General features: G+C 56.2%; 9 protein-coding genes. 7 read left to right on the forward strand and 2 right to left on the reverse strand.

Going from position 1 to position 21,633, the window contains the following annotated elements; translation table 11 throughout:
• Window positions 1–162: 162 nt before the first annotated feature.
• Both ACIQUI_RS20205 and ACIQUI_RS20210 read right to left on the reverse strand, forming a co-directional pair.
• The gene (locus ACIQUI_RS20205) at window positions 163–2,142 is read right to left on the reverse strand and encodes a hypothetical protein (protein ID WP_403202030.1); all 1,980 of its coding nucleotides are present in this window, start codon (window positions 2,140–2,142) and stop codon (window positions 163–165) included.
• Between the two features lie 231 nt (window positions 2,143–2,373).
• Complete coding sequence (locus ACIQUI_RS20210; protein ID WP_403202033.1) at window positions 2,374–7,161, reverse strand: RHS repeat-associated core domain-containing protein; 4,788 nt, start codon at window positions 7,159–7,161, stop codon at window positions 2,374–2,376.
• A 427-nt stretch (window positions 7,162–7,588) separates the two neighbouring features.
• Here ACIQUI_RS20210 and ACIQUI_RS20215 point away from each other — a divergent pair, with 427 nt between their 5' ends.
• From ACIQUI_RS20215 to ACIQUI_RS20245, 7 genes are all read left to right on the forward strand, one after another.
• Window positions 7,589–9,340: a hypothetical protein gene (locus ACIQUI_RS20215; RefSeq protein WP_403202036.1), complete on the forward strand. Its 1,752-nt coding sequence runs from the start codon at window positions 7,589–7,591 to the stop codon at window positions 9,338–9,340.
• Between the two features lie 84 nt (window positions 9,341–9,424).
• Window positions 9,425–11,944: a hypothetical protein gene (locus tag ACIQUI_RS20220; RefSeq protein WP_403202039.1), complete on the forward strand. Its 2,520-nt coding sequence runs from the start codon at window positions 9,425–9,427 to the stop codon at window positions 11,942–11,944.
• Window positions 11,941–13,563, forward strand: coding sequence for a hypothetical protein (locus ACIQUI_RS20225; protein ID WP_403202042.1), 1,623 nt, complete (start codon window positions 11,941–11,943; stop codon window positions 13,561–13,563). Before ACIQUI_RS20220 ends, ACIQUI_RS20225 begins: the two co-directional genes overlap by 4 nt.
• Window positions 13,564–13,610: 47 nt before the next feature.
• Window positions 13,611–14,225, forward strand: a complete 615-nt coding sequence (locus ACIQUI_RS20230; RefSeq protein ID WP_403202045.1) for a hypothetical protein — start codon at window positions 13,611–13,613, stop codon at window positions 14,223–14,225.
• A gap of 29 nt (window positions 14,226–14,254) precedes the next feature.
• Entirely contained in the window at window positions 14,255–17,140 is a 2,886-nt protein-coding gene (locus ACIQUI_RS20235) for a hypothetical protein (RefSeq protein ID WP_403202048.1), read from the forward strand.
• A gap of 60 nt (window positions 17,141–17,200) precedes the next feature.
• On the forward strand, window positions 17,201–17,695 hold the full coding sequence (locus tag ACIQUI_RS20240) for a hypothetical protein (protein ID WP_403202051.1): 495 nt from the start codon (window positions 17,201–17,203) through the stop codon (window positions 17,693–17,695).
• A 27-nt stretch (window positions 17,696–17,722) separates the two neighbouring features.
• Window positions 17,723–21,562, forward strand: a complete 3,840-nt coding sequence (locus ACIQUI_RS20245) for an RHS repeat domain-containing protein (protein WP_403202054.1) — start codon at window positions 17,723–17,725, stop codon at window positions 21,560–21,562.
• Window positions 21,563–21,633 lie beyond the last annotated feature (71 nt).

Genomic DNA, 21,633 nt, shown 5'->3' on the forward strand with positions numbered 1-21,633 from the left:
GTCCAAGTCGAAAACCAGCCAGCGGCAATCGCCAGACTGACCATTGGCGACAAAGTCTATGGATTTAACGGGTTTCGCCTGTAGGAATAGTCCGATGATGGTCGCGACTTTTCCTACAAATGAGCTGCAGGCGAACCTGACAGCCCATCCATGGGTGCCCTCTTACGGTATTGGACAGGTTCCCGAGCCCGTGCCCAAGCTGACCAAGGCTTCGTCTCTATCCGAGTAGATGGTCTCGCCGTTGTATTCGAAGCAGTACTTCACCCGACCACGGCCATCCTTCCCATGCCCATCGGGATCGTAGATAGGCAGGATATGCGTGTCGTACGGTTTGACCTCCCAGTAAAAGCCCACTTCTGCCTGCTCTGCCGTGATAGTCACCGTGGCAGGTAACCGGGCCTCTTCGAATTCATTATCCTCCCCGCTGCGTCCTCCCCACGCGGTCCACAACATGTGTACATCCCCGCCTGTAGGCAGATATTGTCTCAGCGGCGGTACGAAAACCTTGAAGGCAGGCTCACCGGCCGGATTGTCGGATTCCTCCCAAAGCGCATCACAGTTGAGGAACTTACCGAACTTGCGTTGAAACACGGGAGCATCCGCCACGATAATCACGGCGTTGGCATCGACCAGTGCGGCAGGCGAGTTTTGTTTGTTACCTGCCCCTGCTGGCTTGCGGATGGTGTAATGCACCGGCAGCGCAGGGTTGTTGCCGGCATTGAGGATGTAACTCCAGGGAAGCGAGCGAACGAGCGTGTCGGGGTCATTCAAGTTCACGGTGTAAGCGGCTTCGTCCACCAAGGTGCCGGCGTAGTAGAAGTCCACTTTTTCACCATCCTCGGCACCGGCATAGCGCTTGAAAGTGAACGTTGCGTCTGCGCCGGTATCTCGCCGATTGAGCACATTGTCTGTAGCTGAGACTGAACCCCGCACCACAGGCGCTTCCAGAGCGGGGTTGACGGGGTCTGGCCAATCGGGGCCAGGGCCAGGGCCTGCGACCGAGAAGTCAACTTTTACCGTGGTCTCCTCCGGGCCGTAGGCAACCCCATGGCGCAGTACACGGTAACTTACAACCGTGTCTACCGCGTCCTGGGCGTTACCGTATGCGCTACGCAGACGATCATGAGGTACGCTAATGACAAACGGCGGCGCGCCCCCGCCAATCGGCTCGTCGAAAGGCTTGGACAAGCCCCAGGTGATTTCGATAAGGTCGGTTTGTCGCTGGTTGGTGAAGCTGACTTCAACCGTGACGCCTGTCTGAGCATCTGCCAGATCGACAAGGCCGTCTGCTGCAAGCGGTACAACCGGTGGTTGCAGATTGGTGGGTAACAGCCCGAGGTTTACATATACCTGCGCGATTTTGGAGATACGGCTGCGATTGGTGGCTTTGTCCAGCAGGATATAAACAATGTAGAAGCGGCCATCACCCAGGTTCTCTATGTAATCCTTGCCTATAAAAAGTTCTCGATTCTGGGGCAGATCCCCCCAACTTACCGGGGGTGGTATATCGTCTTCAACAGGCACAGTGTCGGAGTAGTAAAGTGCGTAGGTGTCCGTTTCCGACTGATTCAGGTAAGCTGGCAATGTTACCGTCAGGCCGCTCGGGTTGGCTTCTAAAAACGCTTCGGTCACCACGTTTGCATTGATCGTCGCTGCCTCGGGTTCGTCCGCATCCCATGGGGGCGTTTTATCGAAAATAAGGTCGACAGGGGGGGAATATTCCGGAGTGCTTGAGTTATATCGGTCGATTCTATAACGCAGCTGGCGCTTGCCATCGCGGGGGTAATCAGTTTGCGCGACCTTTAGGGTTGTGGGGAAAGTACTGTCCTTGTTGTATGGCTCACCCTCGCCAATCGCCACGAAATCACCGACACCCGAATCGTCAACGATGGCCATTTCCAGTTGCAAAGTATCGACGTCGTCATCGATGGGGTCGGGCAAGTTGGCCCACGCCTCAATCACCACATCAAGGGGGGCATCGAGGACGTCCTTGTTCAAGGTGCCGTCCGTTGAGTCAATGACACCTTGGACCTCAGGGGAGGCCAGAGCAGTAGGTTGCCGCGCGGCCAGCCGGGCAACGCGCTGTTTTTGATAGTCAAGGCGTACTTTGGCTGCAAGCAGACGTGCCGAGTCATTACTCATACAGATTGCTCCCACACACTGGACGACGAGGTTGCTGGGGCATGCCGGTAAGTTCGGCTGGCAGGCCCCGCGTTGTAGGTAAGTTCAGGCTAACGTAGAGCGAAAATTCTGAATACTGGTAATAATGCTAGGTGCGAGATCGGCACTTTTGATATGGGGTCATGTGCAATTGTAATTTTTGACCGCGGTGGCATATGCGGGGCGGTTGGCCTGCCATGGGTTGCTCTTTATCTATATGGGCGGACGACGTCTATATTGATGTGGAGTCAGTACTCTGCGCACGCTGCGACGCAGCGGATCAAATCTATTTACAACAACCCTTGTGGCATCCCATCTGGTGTGGGGAGTTGGTCGGAATTGTTGTGTGGGGGGTTGGACATTCGTGAGTGCGGCTCCAGCATTACGACCCCTGAACGCCCCCCAAGCCGCCCTACCCAGCGACTTCGCTGCGTTCCCCAGCCCCATGCCGAAAGAGGCTAAGCCTACATACATCGCTACTTTTTCAGCCGTTTGATCGCCGGTGAAAGCGGCGTGTGTCTGCGCAATCGTAGCGGCAGTGGTCACTGCTGCCATGGTCACGTTGTAGACCACTTGTGCAAGCGAGATACCTGCAAATTTAGCGAGGAAGGCGCCTCCCAGGCCAGTGGCCCCCGCAGCGCCTGCAGCCGCCGCAGCGCCTGCGCTCCCCGCAGCGCCTGCAGCCGCCGAAGCGCCTGCGCTCGCCGCAAAGCCAGGAAGGGCGGCCGCATACGCATACAGTGACGCGCCTGCCGTAACCACGGCAGCGATGGTAGCCACTACCCCGACTGCCACGAAGATCCAGGTCAATGCCCCCCCACCGCCACCGCCACGCCCCAGCCAGTTAGGGTCGTCCTCGTCCGGGCGCCGTGGCCGGCCACCGCCTCCGGAGGCCGTCAGGCCGGTGGGGTCGCGCAGGGCAATCGGGTTGTTCAGGCAGTAGCTGTAGGGGTTCAGCTCGCCGGTTTCGAATACGCTGCGTGGGTCGGGGCTGTTGAAGCGCCTCAGCCCCGGGTTGTAGGCGCGCACCCCCCGCCCCAGCATGTACCAGTCACTGCCTTCATCCAGCGCTTCACCGTTGAAGCCCAGGTGGCTGTGCACGGGGGCGGTGACGTGCCGTTGGCCGTAGGCACTGTAGCGGATGTCGCGGACCTCACCGGCCTCGCATTCGGCAATGACGCTGTGGCTGGCATTGGCTTGTAGCAGCAACGTTCTATCAGGCGAATCGCCCTGTTGTGCCAACGGGATATCGGCATGGAAGCTGAAGCGCGTGCAGGTGCCACCCTGGATGGCCAGGCTCAGCCGGTTTTCGTCGAACCACAACTGCTTCGGTGGGGCGCTGCCTGCCTGGCTGGTCAGTACTTGCCCTTCACCGTCGTATTGGTACTGGCTGTGGCCTGCAACCTGCAACAAGCGGCTTTCTTCGTCATAAGCCAGCGCCCTGCCACGTTGATCGCGGGTGAGGTTGCCATTGGCGTCATGGCTGAAAGTCAACGTTTCGGGTGTATTGCCGGCAGTGGTGAGTGTTACTGACTTCAGCAGGAAACGGTCGTCGTCGTAGGCGTAATCGGCCTTTTCGGTGCTACGGTCATCAAAGGTAGTGTGGCAGGTAATAATGTTATCGATGCTGTCGTAACGGAATATCTGTCTACGGGTCTTGCGGCCAGCCTCGTCTTCAGGCTGCTCGCTGCCGTCGTACTCGACAATGCTCAGCCTGCCTCGCGGATCATAAGTGAATTTCTCCTTGAGTACAATGGCAGGCCCTTCGCGCATTTCGCGGCCTTCGAGCAGGTTGTCCTTGCCCCACACCTGGCATAACGTGCGCTCCGGTTTCGTGCCCAGGTGCTGTACGCGTTTGCATTCCCGGCCATGCTCGTCGTAGGCGAGGGAGGTGATCAGCGTGCTGGCGTTGCCGGTGTCTGTGCTGGTTACGGTTACCAGCCTGCCGAAGCCGTCGTAGTCGAACGTTGCCAGCAGGTTGCCCTGGTGGGTTGCCTTGAGCCGGCCCCGCTCATCGTAATCATGCTCGGCGGTCATGCCCCCGGCATCCTTGCGCGCTTTCGGGCGGTTCTGCAGCGTGCTGACATAGCTGACCGTGCGCGGCATTTCATCGGCCTGGACGAGGGTTTCGCCGACCAACTGGTCATGCACGTTGTAGTGGTAGACGCGGTCGCCGTTGGTACTGCGTGACTCTTTCATCATGGCCGTGACCGGGTCATAGACGAACTCGGTTTCCTTCTCGTGCGCATTCACGCGGCTGTGGGTGGGGAAGGGGGAGAGCGCAAGGTTGTACCGGTAATTGATGGTGTCGCGTGCCCCGGTGATCCGGGCTTTTGGCATCGACTGGCCGGGGTCATACTCAAAAGTCTCGGTGCGCTTGCCGATGGTCAACGACGTTACCTTGCCCACCCCGTTGTAGCACTGCCTGCCTACTTCAAAAGGGGGGTCGGACTCAGCATTGGAAATGGCATTGATACTGGTTGCCCATTCAGCATCCGTATGGTGCGCATAGCCATGTTCGACACGGGTTTCGTCTGGCAGCACGCTGGCGATCATGCGCCCGAACGGGTCATATTCGAATGTGGTTTCGTGGTTGCGTTCATCAGTTTTGCTTACACATTGGCCAAGGCCGTCATAGCGCATGACCTGTTCCGCCTCGATGGCGTCATCAAGGCTCAGGCGCTCCACGCGCACAGGCTTGTCGAACCGGTTGCTCCAGGTCCTGACTTTCTCACTCTTTTGGGTTTGTTGCGCTACCTGCAACCACGTGGTTTTGCAAAGATTGTTGTCTTGGTCCACCACGCTGGGGTCAAAAAGCACATGCTCCTGCACGTTATCGGTGCGGATCACCACGCTGCGACCTTCCCAGTCGTCATACAAGTACTTGAGGGGCAAGAACGGCACTTCGGGTGGGAAAGGTTTGGCCTCCAGCCAGTCATACTGCCTGTCTTCCAGTTCCCGTCCCCGGGCGTCGTGCAGCACTTCCCTGACCAGGAACAAGGCCTTGGGTTGTTCTGGATCTACATGGCTTGCAAGCACTTGCTGCACACGGCTCAGGCCATCGTAGCGTGTTTCAGTGATCACAGATGTGGGCGAGGTATGACGTGCCCTGGCCTGCTCCGTCTCGTCCGCGCAAAGCAAATACTCGTTACTGCGCACGGCTTCGCTGTCAGTACCACCCGCAACAACCTCGTAGATAATTCGGCGCAGCTTGTCGAGCACGGTGCGGCGCTCGACCCTGTCTTCGTCGATGTCCAATAGCAGTTCGCCGCAAAGCAGCGAGTAACCTTCGCAGGTTTGCAGGCTGGACTGGTCATGACCTACCGTGGTTTTTACGGTTTTGACCATGTTGGCAGGTGGCAAATCATGCAAGCGCTCGTCTCGCATTCTGTTCCATTCGAGCGTGTCGAACTGATAGGCATACTCAATGGAGGTTTCCAGCATTTGCGGTTGGCCCGGCTCGCCGTAGGCGGGGTTGGGGAAACCCGTGGTCTGTTTTTGCAGGCGACCATGCAACCAGGGCTCTTCCTGAAGCGGGTCTTCATCGTCCTGTTCCCAATAGTCATAGCTGGTGACTTTCAGCGTGCCGTTGCGGTGTGTCAGTGTTTCGCTGTGAAGGCCGCACCAGGTTTCCTGCCTGGTCGCATCGCTGCTGCTGGCCAGCACTTTGAATGCCTTGTACTGGCAGGTTGTGACCTGTACAGGGGCATCCCCAGGGTGCCCGGTTGCAGGCGTTACGGTCTTTGTATGCATGTCACATACAAAACCTTCAGCGTTACCTGGGTAACCCGCATCGCCATTTTTGTACCAGGTGAAGGTTTCTACGATGCCGGTGGCTGCCTTCTGCACCAGCACATTGCCGTAGTCGTCGAACTCAGAGGTAACCTCTTCCACCCGCTGGCGGCTGCTATCGAGCACCCACCAACGTGTTTGAACCTTGATCGGAAACTGGCAGGCATTCACTTGTTCTTCGAAGCGCCCAGGCCTCAGGTTATACGTAGTGATTTTCTCTTCGATGTTGTTGCCGATGACTTCGGTGCCCGCGGCATTCAACCGGCTGCCTCTATAGACAGCTTCACGGGTGTTCAGGTGAAACTTGTTGAACTCGCGGAGCGTGCTGCGCACGGGCTTGCCATCCGCCCAGAGGGTTTCGGTGGTGGCATAGTCATATTCGCCATTCTGGCGGAACAGATTGTCCAGGCCATCGTCCATCCAGTCCAGTTCTATGTTGCCACCCAGAAAGTTGTGGCCGTCGCTGGAGTAGGTATAACGCGTATCGATCGCAGGTTGGCAATGACCTGGGTGCTGTACATGTCGGGTAACCCGCGGCAGCGGCTGCAGCCCGGAACCGATCGGGAACTCGTGGCCGCCATCACCGTAGGTGATTTCTTCAAAACCGCCAGCGGGGGTGTGGACGGTGTGGATGCAGTCGTAGTCGCGTTCGCGTTTATAGGTAAAGCGCCAACTGGCCAGGTTCTCGGTGGGCAGCTCAATGCGATCTACCTGGTTGTCTCTGCCCAATACCAGGGTGTACGTAGCATTGCCTGTGTCTGTTGGCATCGTCAGCTGCACATTGCCCTGGCGAGCCACCTCAAGCAGGGTGACGCCACGCATGTCGGTGATCTTGGTCAACATCGGGAAGTTACCGAAGGTGTCGTACTCCAGGTTCAGCCAATGGCCCTGGCGGCTGAAAATGCGGGTCGGTACTGCCCGGGTGTACTGGCCTGAGCCTTTTGGTTCAAGCACCTCTACCACGCCAGAACGGTGCACCACACGCCATTGGCTGTCAGAGTCCTCGTAAAGGTGGAACGTGTCGATTTTTTTTTCCGACATGGTCAACTGGTTGGTGGTGCCGACGCTGCCGTCGGCTTTGAAGGTTTCGCCATTGGCCAGGGAAATGATCCGCCGGCCCCTGGCGGGATCGAACTCGGTAGTGGGCAGGCTCCAGCCCTTGCCATAACCACGGTCGTGCACGTTCAGTGGGTTGTAGCGCAGGTTCATTTCAATTTCAGGTGCCAGCAGGTCACTGCCATAAAACGCGGAAAGCTCCATACGGAATGCATAAAGGCCCGTACGTGAGTCAACACCATTTTGTATGTGGTTGAAAAAGTTGAATGCGTTGGAACTGATACTGGAATCGGTAGCCATGGGGCGCGCTCCGGTGACATGTAGGGAACAGAATTCATGAGCCTGGGCCCACACCCTAACAAACGGTGCCACCCCCGCCACCTGTTAAAAGTGCTAGTTTCGGCAAGGCAGGCGCAGGTGTAAAAAATCCCCATCGTGGTCGGCAGAAGCAGCCAGTGCCGATCAAAAGTACAAAGGGGATCAGCAAATGGTTAACGCACGGCATGGCCTGCGAAATGATTCAAGCGCTGCGACTGCAGTACTGCCACCGCCTGTCATCCCGCTACTGGAGGGTGACTCATTGGACCTTGATAAGTTAGGGTCTGAAAATCTAAAGACGTATATCGAATACCCGGGAATGGCACTCGGCGACGAATTGTGGCCACGTTTTTTTGGCCGCGGTGCAAGCGGTGAGGTTAATGATCGCGATCCAACACCAATAACGGTAGATGTATTGCAGCCTGATGGGACGTTCTTGCTCGAGATAGACAATCGTTTATTGATAGAACTGGATGGGGGTGTGGCATTCTATTCCTACGCCAAGACGATTTTCCCCAAACGTGCATCGGCGCCGCGGTACGTGGAAGAAACGTCTACCCGACTATTTTTTTATATTAACAAGCCGGTTGAGGCTGACAAGTTGTTGCCAGTGCCGCACTTTATGAACAGTGACGGGCTTGTGATTGACCTGGAGCGCCTGCCCGGAGACGGTCAGGTTATCACCACGCATTATCCATTCATGACGGTGGGTGACAAAGTGGTGCTTTCATGGAAAGACGAATATGCATTTACCGATCGCTTTACAAAAGACATAAAGACTGAGGACTTGGGCAGCCCACTGGTCTGGCGGATTGATTCGTCCATTTTGCTATTGGCTGGCGGGTGGTGCGAACTGGGCTACACGATTGAGTATGCGGGTGGGGGGAGAAGCGAGTCTCCTGTCCAGCGCTTTACAATCGTCGACGGCCCAGACGAACAATTGCCAAGTTTGCCGGCCCCCCAAATACCTGGGCACAGTGGCGAGCGGCTCGACCCGAACCAATATGGGGACGGTTTACCGGTCGAAGTGGATGACTACGGCGTTCAGTACGGTGATGAACTATTGCTGACGGCATCGGGAAAGCAGGTTAGCCGCACGGCGCTGCGCGTTGATCGTTCCATCGTGGACAGCGGGCGCTTGCGTTTTGTTGTGCCAGCCGAATGGTTGCAGAACCATGTTGGTGAAGCAGTAAAGCTGACCTGGCAATGGGCCCGAGCGGGTGGGGCAGCGGACTCAGCGCCACTGGAGTTGGTATTGCGCAAGCCGCTGGACCTTAAAGTTTCATTTGTTGAGGGCGCGACGCCTAAAGACCCTGATCCGGAGGAGGAAGTTGACCCGGAGATGGTTGCCTTTGGTTTCATGTTCCCCGACCGGCTCAAGCTAGGGGCTTACGCGCTAGTGCCCCTAGAGTCGGAAACCAATGGGGGAAAAATAACCATGCACTGGGAGGGTTTCGGTAGCACGGGTTGTTACCAAACAGATAAGCCCATCATTGGTAATAATTTGAAATTTCAGATCCCCGCCACGGCGGTCCCTGCCAATTTTGGCAAACGGGTCAAGGTGTTTTACACCGTGAAAGACGACGACGACGCGGAACAACGATCACCGGCTTATGGCCTCAGGATTGAACAACTGGATAGCACGAGCTTTGAAGCTGTTCAGTGCCCGGCTTTTCCGAGCGGGACAATTTCATTGTCTGCTGTTGACGGGGCGGTTGAGTTCAAATTGAGCTCGAGAAGTTGGCATTTCTTTGCCGTAGGCCAGATTGTACATGTTTACGTAACGGGTAAGGAAAGACCAGGTGAAGAACCATTGCCCGATCAGGTGATACGGGAGCGCTTGCCGGTTTCTGAAGATGAATGGTTTAACGATGAGCTGAAGATGAATCTGGGTAAGGCGTATTTGCAAAAGCTTGAGTTATATATGCTTTTCGATGTGTGTGTGGAGGTGAGTTTCGATGATGGTGCCAACTTCGTGCAAGGCGCGACAGCCCATCTTAAGTTAGTGCCTTAGTTTAGAAGAGTTCATGACTTCAAGTTGCGATGAGGCATGGCGGATAAATGTCGCTACTGTGAGCGATTTTGTGAGGAACAGGCAATGGCCGAGTACGATTTTAATCAGTTGTATACGTGGCTGCAGGAAGAGTCGCGTACCCTGAACTGGGGGATGATTTCTTTCATGGACCGGGAGAAGCTCAACCTTTTGCTGTTGCAAGCGTATATATGCCGGTTCAAAACCAGCGCTTACCTGCCGCCGATTACCGGGAGTATCCCCAATGGCGATGACCGGCGCTTTGCACTGAACCAGTTTACGCTGGATTGGCCGAGGTTAAGCTTTGCTGGGGGGCAGTCCAATGATTCCAAAGCGCGCTTGCACATGCAGGTCATGGCAGGGACACAGCTGGGTTTGCGTAAGGCAGGCCAAGACTGGGAAGTACGAGAAATCCGCGAAACCAGCCCGCTGCAGGGGCCGGAACTAAGCCTGGACCTGCTGCTGGATAAAGTGCCCGGTGTGGTGGGTGAAGAGGGGCGCTTGCGGCTTGACCTGAAACAAAGCGCCGACTTCAAGATGGAGGTGTCAGACGATCCTGGTGAGCAAAGGCTGGTGGGGGAGTACTTCAAGCAAAAGTTCGAAGCTTTGCCCGACGAACAACGTGTGTTTCCGCTTGGTCAGATAGAAGCAGGGGTCAACCCCTTGCTGCGGGCTCAATCATTCGCCCTGCGCACTCAGGCACGTGGGCGCGACCAGGACGATGACGAAGGCGCGGTGCTTGCCTTGGTGCGCTACGAAGGGGCTGAGGAAGGGAACATACCTGGGCAGGACTTTCGCTACCTCGTACCCCGTGACAGGGCGCACGACGCAACGGTGTTGTTCGAGCCACGACGAATCATGCTGGCGCAGTTGCTCGAGTCCTTGAAAACTATCGTTAACGATGTTGAATTTGAACTGGAGCACGATGATCAGGGTAAGTTAATAGCGGCTGTTGCCAAGCGCGGAACAATGGTCGTCTGCGAGCAAGAAACAGAACATAGATTCGACACACAGCCTGATGAATTCGACCGGATCTTGCACATGATATTGAAGTTCAAGATTCACGAACTCGTCATGAGTCTGGCTGATGCGTTCAGGGTGTCAATGGATGATAAAGGCGTAAATATTACGTGGCGGATAACAGGTATAATGGCCATGGAGCCATTTGATCTGGATAGTGAAAACGGAGAAATAGGAGAAATGCTCCGGATGGTTCCATTCGATACCTCCAAATTTTATAGCCGCAGTGAAGATGATTTTATCTACGAATTTACGAGTTCGTATGTGCTTGAGGATGTTGATGGCGGGTTGCTGAAATTCAATACCTCGGAAATGAAGGAGATCAAGGCTCCGGTGCTCTCGATCGGAGAAATCGGACCCCCAGATGGGACGCAGCTTGATCCGTTGACCCGTTTTTTTATGGCTTTCATTCCTGTGTTGACGTTGTTAACGAAGGCTATAGCAGAGCAGGTAGCTGATGCCCTAATGAACGCGGTTGAAGGGTCTGACATGCCAAGTGTTGAATCTGTTGTGCGGGACGCCCTTGGTAAAAATTTCGAGTTCTCGCAGTCCCTCAGAGACCTTGTTAATGAAACGATCAAGCTCAACTTCGGTAATGCCCTTATCGGACAAGCTCAATTCGCCCCGCGTGATGTCGCTTTCTTCGGTGCTGTGAACCCGGCCTTCACCGCATTTGCTATCGACCCCATGGAGCATACGTTGGTGGCGGGCAGCTCGCCAAAGCAGTTCACGACCGCCCCAGCGCACCTTGGCAAACTTCGTTGGACCTGTGAACCCGTGCTGGACACTGTAGCGAGTGGGCAGATCGGCTCGATCGATGAGAATACCGGTATGTATACGCCGCCGTCTGGGTCCGCTTTTGAGGACGCCTTCATACGTGTGCGTATCCATGCTGAGCACAAGGACAGCCCGTTCAGCAGCTCGGCACTGGTTACCATCGTCAAGTCTCATGTGCAGATCAACCCGCTGGCCTATGTTACTCAAGTCAACAGTCCTGTCACTTTGCAGGCCGGATACCTGGGGGATGACAAAGACTTGACATGGTCGTCACCTCAGTACGGCGAATTGATGCCCAGCGGGAAAACAGCGGTTTATACCGCGCCGGCAGCAATGCCACCCCTTGATCCCTCTGACCCTGAAGAACTTGCCGCGTTCGTTGTTGACGAAGTTGCGCTGGGTGACGGCACAGGCAAAAACTCGAGCCAGGTCGCCCTGGTCATCATCGAAAGTGCGATCAAACAACCGATGCCGATCCGACGGGAATTGGGCGCGGTCGCGGGCACTGTGAAACTGACCGCTTTTATCAACGGCAAGGCTCAAGATCCCTCCAAGATAGTATGGAAGGTAAAGGGCTCGGGAGCTGTTGATGAAGTGACCGGTATTTATACCCACGATCCGTCCAGCAGCGATCAGTTTGCCCTGATCACTGCAACATTCGACACCGTGACATTGGGGATTTATGACGGCTATGTATTGCAGACTTTGCCCCCGGCTGAGTTGGAGGACGCTGTGCTGGGGGTAGGCGTGTTCCATGTGCAAAAAAATCAAATGGAAGTCAAGCCATGATTAATAAAGAGTATTCCATATTGGCTGATTGGATAACCGATAACCCGGATCTGCTCAACTGGGACAGCATCACCGGCCTGTCCCTCGCCGCAGGTAACACCGCGCTCAGGCAGACCCATGCCATACATTTGAGCCAGGGGCATGAAATCGCGGGTATTTCCGGCCAGCTTGAAATTGAAATGAGCGATGTTGTTTATCACTTTGCGGGTTATCAGTTGTCAGGGCCACAAGTGGCTATCACGCACGCTGCCTATGAAGCCGCCCGGTTAGATATGTCCGCCAACCTGCATGGCGGAACCCTTGTCAAGACCGAAGCACCTTATAAAGTGCTGAGCCTTTCAGAGCATGACCCACTGCTGGGTCTTGAGCTGATGCAACAAGCCCGTGCGGATTACAAGGATGGCGCGCTGGTACTGGATGTGTCCAAGGGCGAAAACATGCGCCTGGCCGTCAGCGCTGACCTGAGCGAACAGGCGCAGGCAGGCGACTGGTTGCGTCAGCAACTGCCTGCCGAGGTTGAGAAACTCGATTACATGATGGTCAGGGGAGGGCAAGGGCAGGCGGAGCTTGTGTTGAAGACCGCCCACCTCGGCACGCAGGCCGATGCCCACGGCAAGGGCGATACGTTGGTGGTTTTCGCTTCTTCGCAATACGGTAGTGCGGGTGATTGGCCAAATCAGAGCGGTGATTTCCCACGGCTGTTGCCAGATGCACCTCAGTCTGATGCTGCGGTCCAGTTGATCAGTTCACGCTTGATGCATCGCAATGCTTTCCTGGCTGGCTTCACTCAGTTGTTGGAGGGGGGGCGTTTCAGCCATCGCTCTGAAGATGGGCGGCTTGTTGAGGTGGTTGCCGAGGCGGGTACATTGCCCGTACCGCCGACGCGGTATGAGTCTGGCGATTACATCTTTGATGCAGGCGCCTTCCGCGTGGATGCGGTCGGTGGGCTGGCAGCAACTTTCGAGTTGGATACTGCCACCCAGCACTTGAATCGCGAAGCCACAATCGCATTCAGCTGCCTGCCCAAGGGTGAAGAAGTACCGCTTGAATTCACGGCGGTATTCGCGCTGTCCCTGCACCATCGCTTCTACTTGCTTGCCAGCCCGGAAGACGACCAGGGCTGGCTGGAGGGGCAGTTTTTCTCACCTTGGCCCAAAGCAAAGGAAGCCCATGCCTTGCGTGGCCTTCCCGAAGGTGAGGAGAACGCAGAGCTCAGGTGGCAGGCAGAGGACTTTGCTGCCTACGCAGTGAAGCGCGCGATTCTGCTGGCGCTTGCGCAAAAGCTCGACCCTGCGGCGCCGGAACGGTGGGTTGCCGGGCTATCGCTCGGGGCTGCCCATAAACTGCAACCCAGACCCGGCGAGCTAGCGTTTCCCGGGGCGCTGATGGTACCCGGGGCGCTGGGGAGCGGCGCTGCGTTTGTCATCCGCGATGATGATGTGAAGGTGCTCGCGGGCAGCTTTCATGAATTTATCGTAGATAACCCGGATAACGAGGTGCTGACCTGGACGCTTGAAAGCCTCCCAGGGGGGCCCTCGAACCCTGGCCGTTTCGTCGATGCTCAGTACCAGGCCCCCCTGCTCACACCTTGCAAAGGCGCTCGGGGCAAGTGCTGGTAATTGCCTCCAATGCGGCGGGGCAGCGTAGCGTTGCCATCGTTACGGTGGTGCGCCAGGCACTTGCGGCCAACCCGTTCATCACTGTGATGCAAGCCGGCACGCAAAGGACTTTGAGCGCCGGGATACTGGATGATGCATCCCTGGTTGGCAGGCCGCTGAAGTGGACGATGGTCAACCATCACCCGGATTTCAGCGGCGAGAAGGTGGAGGAAGCCCAGGGGCGGCGCTGCTTGTATACGGCCAGGGAAGCCGACGGGAACAGGGAGGATACCTATTGGCTGGAATCGTTCGAGGTTGCGCTTGACGAGCCCGCCTCAAAACAGCCCGTACATGTACTGGTCACCCAACGACAGCCTGGCCTGGTGGTGGCGTTGGCCGATGCAGCAAAGGCCGATGGAACCCTGCATTTCGTTGCTTACCTGAATGGCAGGGTGGTGAACGCCAAATGGCGGCTAGGCGTGGGCACGGGGCAAATCAACCCCGACACCGGCCTGTATGAGCCCGCGCAGAGTGGGCCGCAAACCCCCGGCATCCTGGTATTTGCCAGCTATGACTCAGACGAGTTCGGTGTCTTTGAAGGGCACCAGATCATGCCTTTGCAGGCTGACCGCTTTACCGGCTTGAGTCGCCAGATGCTGGCACCGATGGCGCGCTCGGTATGAGCACTTGCGCTTACTTTCAGGAGAATGTCATGTCTGTAAACCCTATCGATCATGTATTGGCGCGGATGGACCGGCGTAACATCACCCGCGGCTGGGGCGCCGTCGCCGCGTTCAGCCGTTCGCGCCTGAACGACCTGTTGCTTGAACAGTACAGGCAGCGTTTGGGTACGTTGAGCTTCATGCCGCTGTTCAATGCTGATGTCTACCACGAAGACTTTATCCGCACCCGCAGCGTGTTGCGCAAGATCGAGTTTGGTGCGCCGCTGCTTTCGTTTCCCCATGCATCGCTGAGCGATTCCAGAGCGCAGGTGACGTTCCCTATCGTGGCAGGGGTCTACAGCCTTCAATCGCCATTGGCAGAGAACCTGTTGACGCGCTTCATCATCGATGAGTCGATGGGCTATTCGCTGGTGATGGACGTGGATCTGCGGCTGGTGACCGGCACGGTCGATCGGCGCGGCAGGGTGACGCTGGACCTGGCCGATGCATCGGGTTTCAGCTGCAACCTGGCAGGAAAGGATCAGGACGTCAACAGCCTGATTGCAACGGCCATGCAAGAACAATTCAAACAGTTACCCGCGCATCGTGGCCAGTTTGAACTGGGCATGCTTGATTTCTCGGGCTATTCGGCATTGTCGCCTACACACTTTCGGATCTTGACGCAAGCTGCGCCAGGCGCCCAGACCCTTGGGGCAGACAACTACGGTGACGGTGCGGTGCTGACGTTCATTCAACTGCGGGCTAATGCTGACCCGGGTGACCTACCTGAGCATTCATTTCCCTATCTGATTCCCGATGACCGCAACGATGACGGCAGCGAGCGCTATTCGGCGACCATCGTCGTAGACAAAGCCCTGCTTGGCCATGTGCGTGATGAATACCTGGATGTGCTTGCATCGGTATTGTTCGCGACGTCGCACACATTCGTTGAGCAGGTACGGCACACACCCTTCGATCTTGCAGTGTTTGGCAATGTTGTCGCGGTACCACCGTTGTATTCCATTGACTCGCCGGCGAAAGTGATCCGCGCCGGTGAGTCGGTCAAATTTACCCTACGCAACCAGGCGGGGGAGGAGGTGCTTGCGACCCGCTGGCAGGCCCGAAGCCGCCAGAGCCATGAAGCTGCCGGCGATGGCCAGATCGACCCCAATGGTCTTTACCAGGCCATCGGGGTTGAGGGTATTGGCCACCATAGTTTGACAATCCTGATCACGGCTGAGCTGAAAGAGGGGGAGGAGACTCATAAACTGACCACTCAGCTGATCGTGCAATTTGAACAGGTCCAGATCGCGCCGCGGGTCGCTGTGTTTGCATCACGCACCCCCATGGCCCTGGGCGCGGCCATGCCGGCGGATGAAATCGAATGGTCACTGTCCGGGGGCCAGCGCGGTCAGCTTGCCCAGACCCATGGCAAGCGCAATGTGTTTACTGCCGAGAAGGCTGCCGACCGGCGTCAGCTAAGTGTCCAGCAGGTGCAAGTCAAAGGCGGCCAGCAGCGTACGTCGGCACTGGTCATGCTCAATGGTCTGCAATCGATGGTCATCGACCCGGTACGTGTAACGGGGCTGGAGCCGGACCAGGTTGTGCCGCTCACAGAGCGAGACCCAGACCTACTGCCAGGCGCACGCAGGCGTTGGCAACTGATCGGGCCGGGTACGCTTGATGACGAAGGTCGTTACACCGCACCTTCGGGGGCCCAACAGGGCACCAGCGTGGTGACCTGCGAGTTGGTGCAGAACGGCGTGGTGCTGGCGGCAGGTTACAGCTTGCTGGAGTTTGGCGAAGCGCAATTGGTGGAAGAAGGCACGTGGCTCAAGTTGACGAGCTACAAGATCAGCGTACCCGGTGGGGGTGGGCAAGGTGCCACGGGCGTACTGTTCAATAACGGCTTCCAGTCATTACGCCTGCAAGCAGTGATCGAAACCGAGGCTGTGGGTGGCATCCATTATCGTATCAGCAAAGATGAGGAAGCCAGCATCAGTTTGACTTCGCTGATCAGTAAGCAACTTCTGGTAGAGCTGAGTGATCATAACCCGAGTGGCGGCATAGAACCGGCTGCCCCCTACACATGGGCAACCCGTCGGCAGCCCAATCGGTTTGAGCTGGCCTATGGGCAATTGCTCGAGGCGCCTGGTATTGCAAATGAAGAAGGCACTACCCGGGTGGATATCTACCTTCATTGTACGGAGCGGGCAGGGGTAGCTACTTCATTCTACAGCACATTCTCTGTCGATGCGGGGGGGATAGCGTCTTCTGATGATGGCAGTGGCGGGACCGGAACCCGGGTTGAAGTAATACCGAAGTCGACCACGGACTTTGGGGACGATCACTACACATGGGAACGAAAACGTGTAGAGGGGGGGACGGGCAATCCGAGCGATCCCGGTGACCCTGCATTTGATCTTTGGTTGAAAACGCTGGACTACTGGGTATTCAAGTTGAGAGGCAGCCACTTTGAGACCGTTGAGTTCCTGGATCCACAGGAGGGGGGGGGGCACATCAGTCGGTCCATGATTCGTTGGGAGTCCGAGCACCGCAACGAAATCATGTTCAGCTTTACTGGGTCTATATTCCAGGATCGATATGCCAAGGACAACGGCAAGTGGAACTCGTCGGATGTCAAGATTGATTTTGATGATGATTTGAAAACTTTGATGCGCGCGCGAACAGAGCTGGAAACCCAGGTCGACCGGACTAACTTTGAAGCAGGCAGCCTGGTGATTACCAATCATCGGGTGATGGACTTTTCGTACGGGACACCGGGTGAAGAGGAGCGTAAACACCTTTCACGATCCATCGCGGTGCTGCTGCGGGACTATCAGGGTAATGCACATTACCGGCAGTTTTCTTTTGGGTCCCCCAGTACCATTGGTCATCGAAACTACATCGGACAGAGCCTGTTCAGACCGGCGTGAAGTTTACAGGCCGCCTGCCAGGCAAGCGGACTGTTTAAATTATTTGAGTGGAGAAAGATCATGACGTCCAATACTGCGGTATGGCGTATCGTTGGCCTTTTGGCTTTGCTTTCAGCAGCGGCAGCTTTGTTCTATGCGCTCGACCGTAAGCCTGTTGGGACTACGAACACACCAATGATATATTTTGCTGGCGGCAAGGGGGGCGAGCCTGACCAAAATACGTGCTCGTTCGAGATCAAGGGTGGGCAGTATAAATTCAATGGTGGTGACAATAATAATTGCACCAATGATGATATGTATTGGTACCGGCTCGATAATGCACCTTCTGCTGCATTGATAACATTTCACGCCGAGGATGATTGCAGGGAGGGCGGTGACTGGTACTTCAGGTTTCGGACTTATATAAATCCAATAACGGTTGGTTGGCAAAAAATTTCAGATCTCAATGGGCCTAAGCCAGGGGATATTGTAACGAAAGGCATCATGTTTGATGGCGGGGAGTATAACAAAGGCGCGGTGGATGGAAAAATATCGTGCGTGACTATCGACTACTGATGGCTGTTTATATTAAGGAGACCCCTAATGTCCAATGAACGCTCAGTGCATTCCAACGCCTTCAATTTCATGAGCCATTTGACGGGCGGCGTGGATTCACGCACCGGTTTGTATACGTTTTCTGCCAACCTTCGCAGCCTTTCTGGTAACGATCAGTTGGGGCCGGAGTTTGACGTCGCGCTGCACTATAGCCCGCTCAACGTTTTTGACAGTGGCTATGGTAAAGGCTGGAACCTGCGCACCACCGAGTTCGATCCCGCCATGGGCCGCCGGATCATTTCCCTGGCCAATGGCGAAACCTTCAAAGCCGACGGCAGCGTCGGCACCACCAACCAGTTGACCATGTCGGAAAAAAAAATCGACACGTTCCACCTTTACGAGGACTCTGACAGCCAATGGCGTGTGGTGCACCGTTCTGGCGTGGTAGAGGTGCTTGAACCAAAAGGCTCAGGCCAGTACACCCGGGCAGTACCGACCCTGATTTTCAGCCGCCAGGGCCATTGGCTGAACCTGGAGTACGACACCTTCGGCAACTTCCCGATGTTGACCAAGATCACCGACATGCGTGGCGTCACCCTGCTGGAGGTGGCTCGCCAGGGCAATGTGCAGCTGACGATGCCAACAGACACAGGCAATGCTACCTACACCCTGGTATTGGGCAGAGACAACCAGGTAGATCGCATTGAGCTGCCCACCGAGAACCTGGCCAGTTGGCGCTTTACCTATAAACGCGAACGCGACTGCGACTGCATCCACACCGTTCACACCCCCGCTGGCGGTTTTGAAGAAATCACCTACGGTGATGGCGGCCACGAGTTCCCGATCGGTTCAGGGCTGCAGCCGCTGCCGCGGGTTACCCGTCATGTACAGCACCCAGGTCATTGCCAACCTGCGATCGATACGCGTTATACCTACTCCAGCGATGGCCACAACTTTCTGGGTGGCAACATAGAACTGGACTGGATAAACGATGGCCTGGACAACCTGTTCCGCCAGGTTGTCGACTATGACTATGCCACCACCGAAACACTCTGGGCCGATGGCAAGCCCGTGCGCAGCACGTTCCGCGAGTTCAACAAGTTTCACCTGCTCACGGGGGAAACGACCTATGTAGGCGAGGCGTTGAACGCTGGCGAAACCGAGGTCATCGGCAACCAGATCAAGGAAGTAAAGACCGGATACAACCTGAAGCCTGGTCTATTCAAGGAGCAGCCAAATTATTGTCAGTTGGTCCACAGCATTGACACGCGCTGGTGGCTGAAAAACAACCCGGGGACTGTGTTCAAACTGTCAGAAACCAGCACCTATGACGACTACGGCAACCTCAAGACGCACAAAGCGGCTAATGGCATTGAAGATGCCTACACGTGGTATGACGCAACAGAACCAGGTTTCCCTGGCCATGAGGAGGGCTTCGTTGCCTTCCTGAAGGAAAAAATACAGACCCCGGCAGCCAACCATCCTGGCAGTAAGCTGGCGCGGACCACGCATTACACCTATCAGCAACTGCCAACGCTGACCAGTGCTCAGTCGCAGACACAGCAGCCGCACTGGCTGGAGGTGGAGGTGGAAACCTATACCAGCGGCGATGTGACCAAAGCTACAAATCATGCATACGAGCAAGCTGCGGACGAAACTGTCGTGCCAGCCAAGCCACTGCAACATGGCCGCCTCAAGAGCCAGCAAACGCGCTACCCGAACCCGAACAAGGGTAAACCGGGCGAGGCGGATACGCTCGACACCTTGCTTGAGCACACTTACACCTATGAAACCCTCTTTTGGGATACTGCCAAGGCGCGGGGGCCCTTGGTCAACGGGACCATGCAGGTGTTGCAGGACGAGCAGTTGCTGACCGGCTACGACGCATCCACCAAGGAAATAAAGGTACAACTGTCGCTGGCAACCGGTAAAACGGTTCTCAATCGCGATGATACCAACACGGAGATCATGACCGTATGGGACGCCCTGCAGCGGGTCGAGCGGGAAATCGTGAGCCCTGGCAAGGAGGAAGAGGCGCTGCGACGCTACGAATACCTGCTGAGCAACGATGAGAGCGTTCAGGCCACCCAGACGCAGTACGATGCGAAGGGCGTGATGACAGTGGCCTATTTCGATGGTGCCTCTCGTACCGTCAAGGAAGAGCGCGAAGACCCGGACAATGATCTGCCCAAGGGCGAAACCAAAACCATTTTCACCGCCAGTTTCGATGCATGGGGCCGGCCGCTGGAAGAGACAGAAGTCGACTGGCTCAAGGACCGTGACCTGCACCTGAAAAGCCAGTACCGGTACGACAGCTGGGGCGAGCAATTGTGTGTCATCGGCCCTGATGGGGTTGCTGAATTTGCCCAGACGAACCCTGTGGGGGATGGTGAAACCGGCCCTGTCAGGCGTGAGTGGCGGCAGAGGGTGTTGGACGATGCGGGCAACGAACTGGAAAACGGCGCCAAGACCGGGGTTACTGAAACCCAGTTGAATCGTTTTGATCTGCCTGTGCACGTCAAGCGGTGGGTGAAAAAGGATCCGGCCGACGAGCAAGAAACGCTGCTCAAGAGTGAGGTGCTGAGCGAGTACGATGGGTACGGCCGTAAGCACAAAGAAATGTCGGGGCTCGGTAACGAGGATGAAAAGCAGAAAGAAACATTCACCTATGATGGCTTCGACCGCCTGCTGGCGCATGAGTTGCGTGAAGGTGATGTGGTTTATAGAACCTATGCTGCACACAGCGACAAGGACTTGCCAGTCACCATCCGTGTAAACGATCTCGAACTGCTGGGAGAGCAACACTTCAATGGCCTGGACCTGATGGACTGGTCGATAACCGGCGGCCGTAGGCAGGTGTATGAATATGCACCGGGTGAGACCAAACCGAACAAGGTCATCACCCCTGAAGGCGAAATCGAATACCTTTACCGCCCCTACCTGACAGATGAACCTGTAATGCGACGGCTGGGCGGCAACGAGGCCAATTATGTATTCGACAAGCAGAATGCGCGCCTGGAAAGCTGTAACGAAGTCGGTGGGCAAGCATTCACGCGCACGTATTACAGTACCGGTGAAGTACGCGATGAAACCCGGGGCGAATACGACATGGCGTATGGCTATAGCTACCGTGGGCGCCTGGAGTCATACCGGGATGTGCTGAAGCAGACCCAGGTCAATGAATACGATGATATTGGGCGGCTTGAGGTCACCACGTTGGGGGAGCTATCGAGCACCTTCGTGTACGACGACCTGGGGCGGACCAAGAGCTACGAGACCACTGAGGCCTCGAGTGCCGGGATCAATTCGCTTAAAACCAGCTTGGAGTATGATGACCTGGAACGGGAAATTTCCCGAACCTTCACCTTCACCCAGTCTCCCGATCAAGTACTGACTCAAGAGTATGACGAGTTTGACCGTATAATCGAACGCAAGCTTGCACAAGGCCCTACGGTGCTGCGTACCGAGACGTACAAATATGATACGCGCGGCAGGCTGACCATTTATACCTGTGTAGGCGAGCTGTGCCCGGTTGACCCTTATGGCAAACAGATTTCCAGGCAGGTATTCCGCTTTGATCCGGTCGATAACATTCGTCTGGTGCAGACAACCTTCGAGGGGGGGCAGAATCTGGCGACCTACCACTTCGAGAACCTGGCGGACCCTGCTCAGCTTTCACGCATCACCAATAACTTTGGCGACCCGTACCCTGAAGAAATCCAGCTTGAATACGACAGGAATGGCAACTTGATACGCGACGATGCAGGCCGCAGCCTGGAATATGATGCGCTCAACCGCCTGACCAAGGTGACGGACCCTGAAAAAGGTGAGTGCCTGTACGGCTATGACCCGCAGAACATTCTGAGCTCGACTGAAAGTGAGGCTTGATGCTGAAACGTGAACCTGGATGAGACCGGCGCCCAAGGGCTTTAAAGCCCTTGGGCGCCGTTTTGCCTGCT

It is taken from the genome of Pseudomonas sp. NPDC090592 (genome assembly GCF_044769185.1).
Taxonomy (GTDB): domain Bacteria; phylum Pseudomonadota; class Gammaproteobacteria; order Pseudomonadales; family Pseudomonadaceae; genus Aquipseudomonas.

Excerpts from the sequence above, each read along its gene's own strand:
- ACIQUI_RS20205 (WP_403202030.1), bottom strand. The coding sequence starts at position 2,142 with ATGAGTAATGACTCGGCACGTCTGCTTGCAGCCAAAGTACGCCTTGAC.
- ACIQUI_RS20210 (WP_403202033.1), bottom strand. The coding sequence starts at position 7,161 with ATGAACCTGCGCTACAACCCACTGAACGTGCACGACCGTGGTTATGGC.
- ACIQUI_RS20220 (WP_403202039.1), top strand. The coding sequence starts at position 9,425 with ATGGCCGAGTACGATTTTAATCAGTTGTATACGTGGCTGCAGGAAGAG.
- ACIQUI_RS20225 (WP_403202042.1), top strand. The coding sequence starts at position 11,941 with ATGATTAATAAAGAGTATTCCATATTGGCTGATTGGATAACCGATAAC.
- ACIQUI_RS20235 (WP_403202048.1), top strand. The coding sequence starts at position 14,255 with ATGTCTGTAAACCCTATCGATCATGTATTGGCGCGGATGGACCGGCGT.
- ACIQUI_RS20240 (WP_403202051.1), top strand. The coding sequence starts at position 17,201 with ATGACGTCCAATACTGCGGTATGGCGTATCGTTGGCCTTTTGGCTTTG.
- ACIQUI_RS20245 (WP_403202054.1), top strand. The coding sequence starts at position 17,723 with ATGTCCAATGAACGCTCAGTGCATTCCAACGCCTTCAATTTCATGAGC.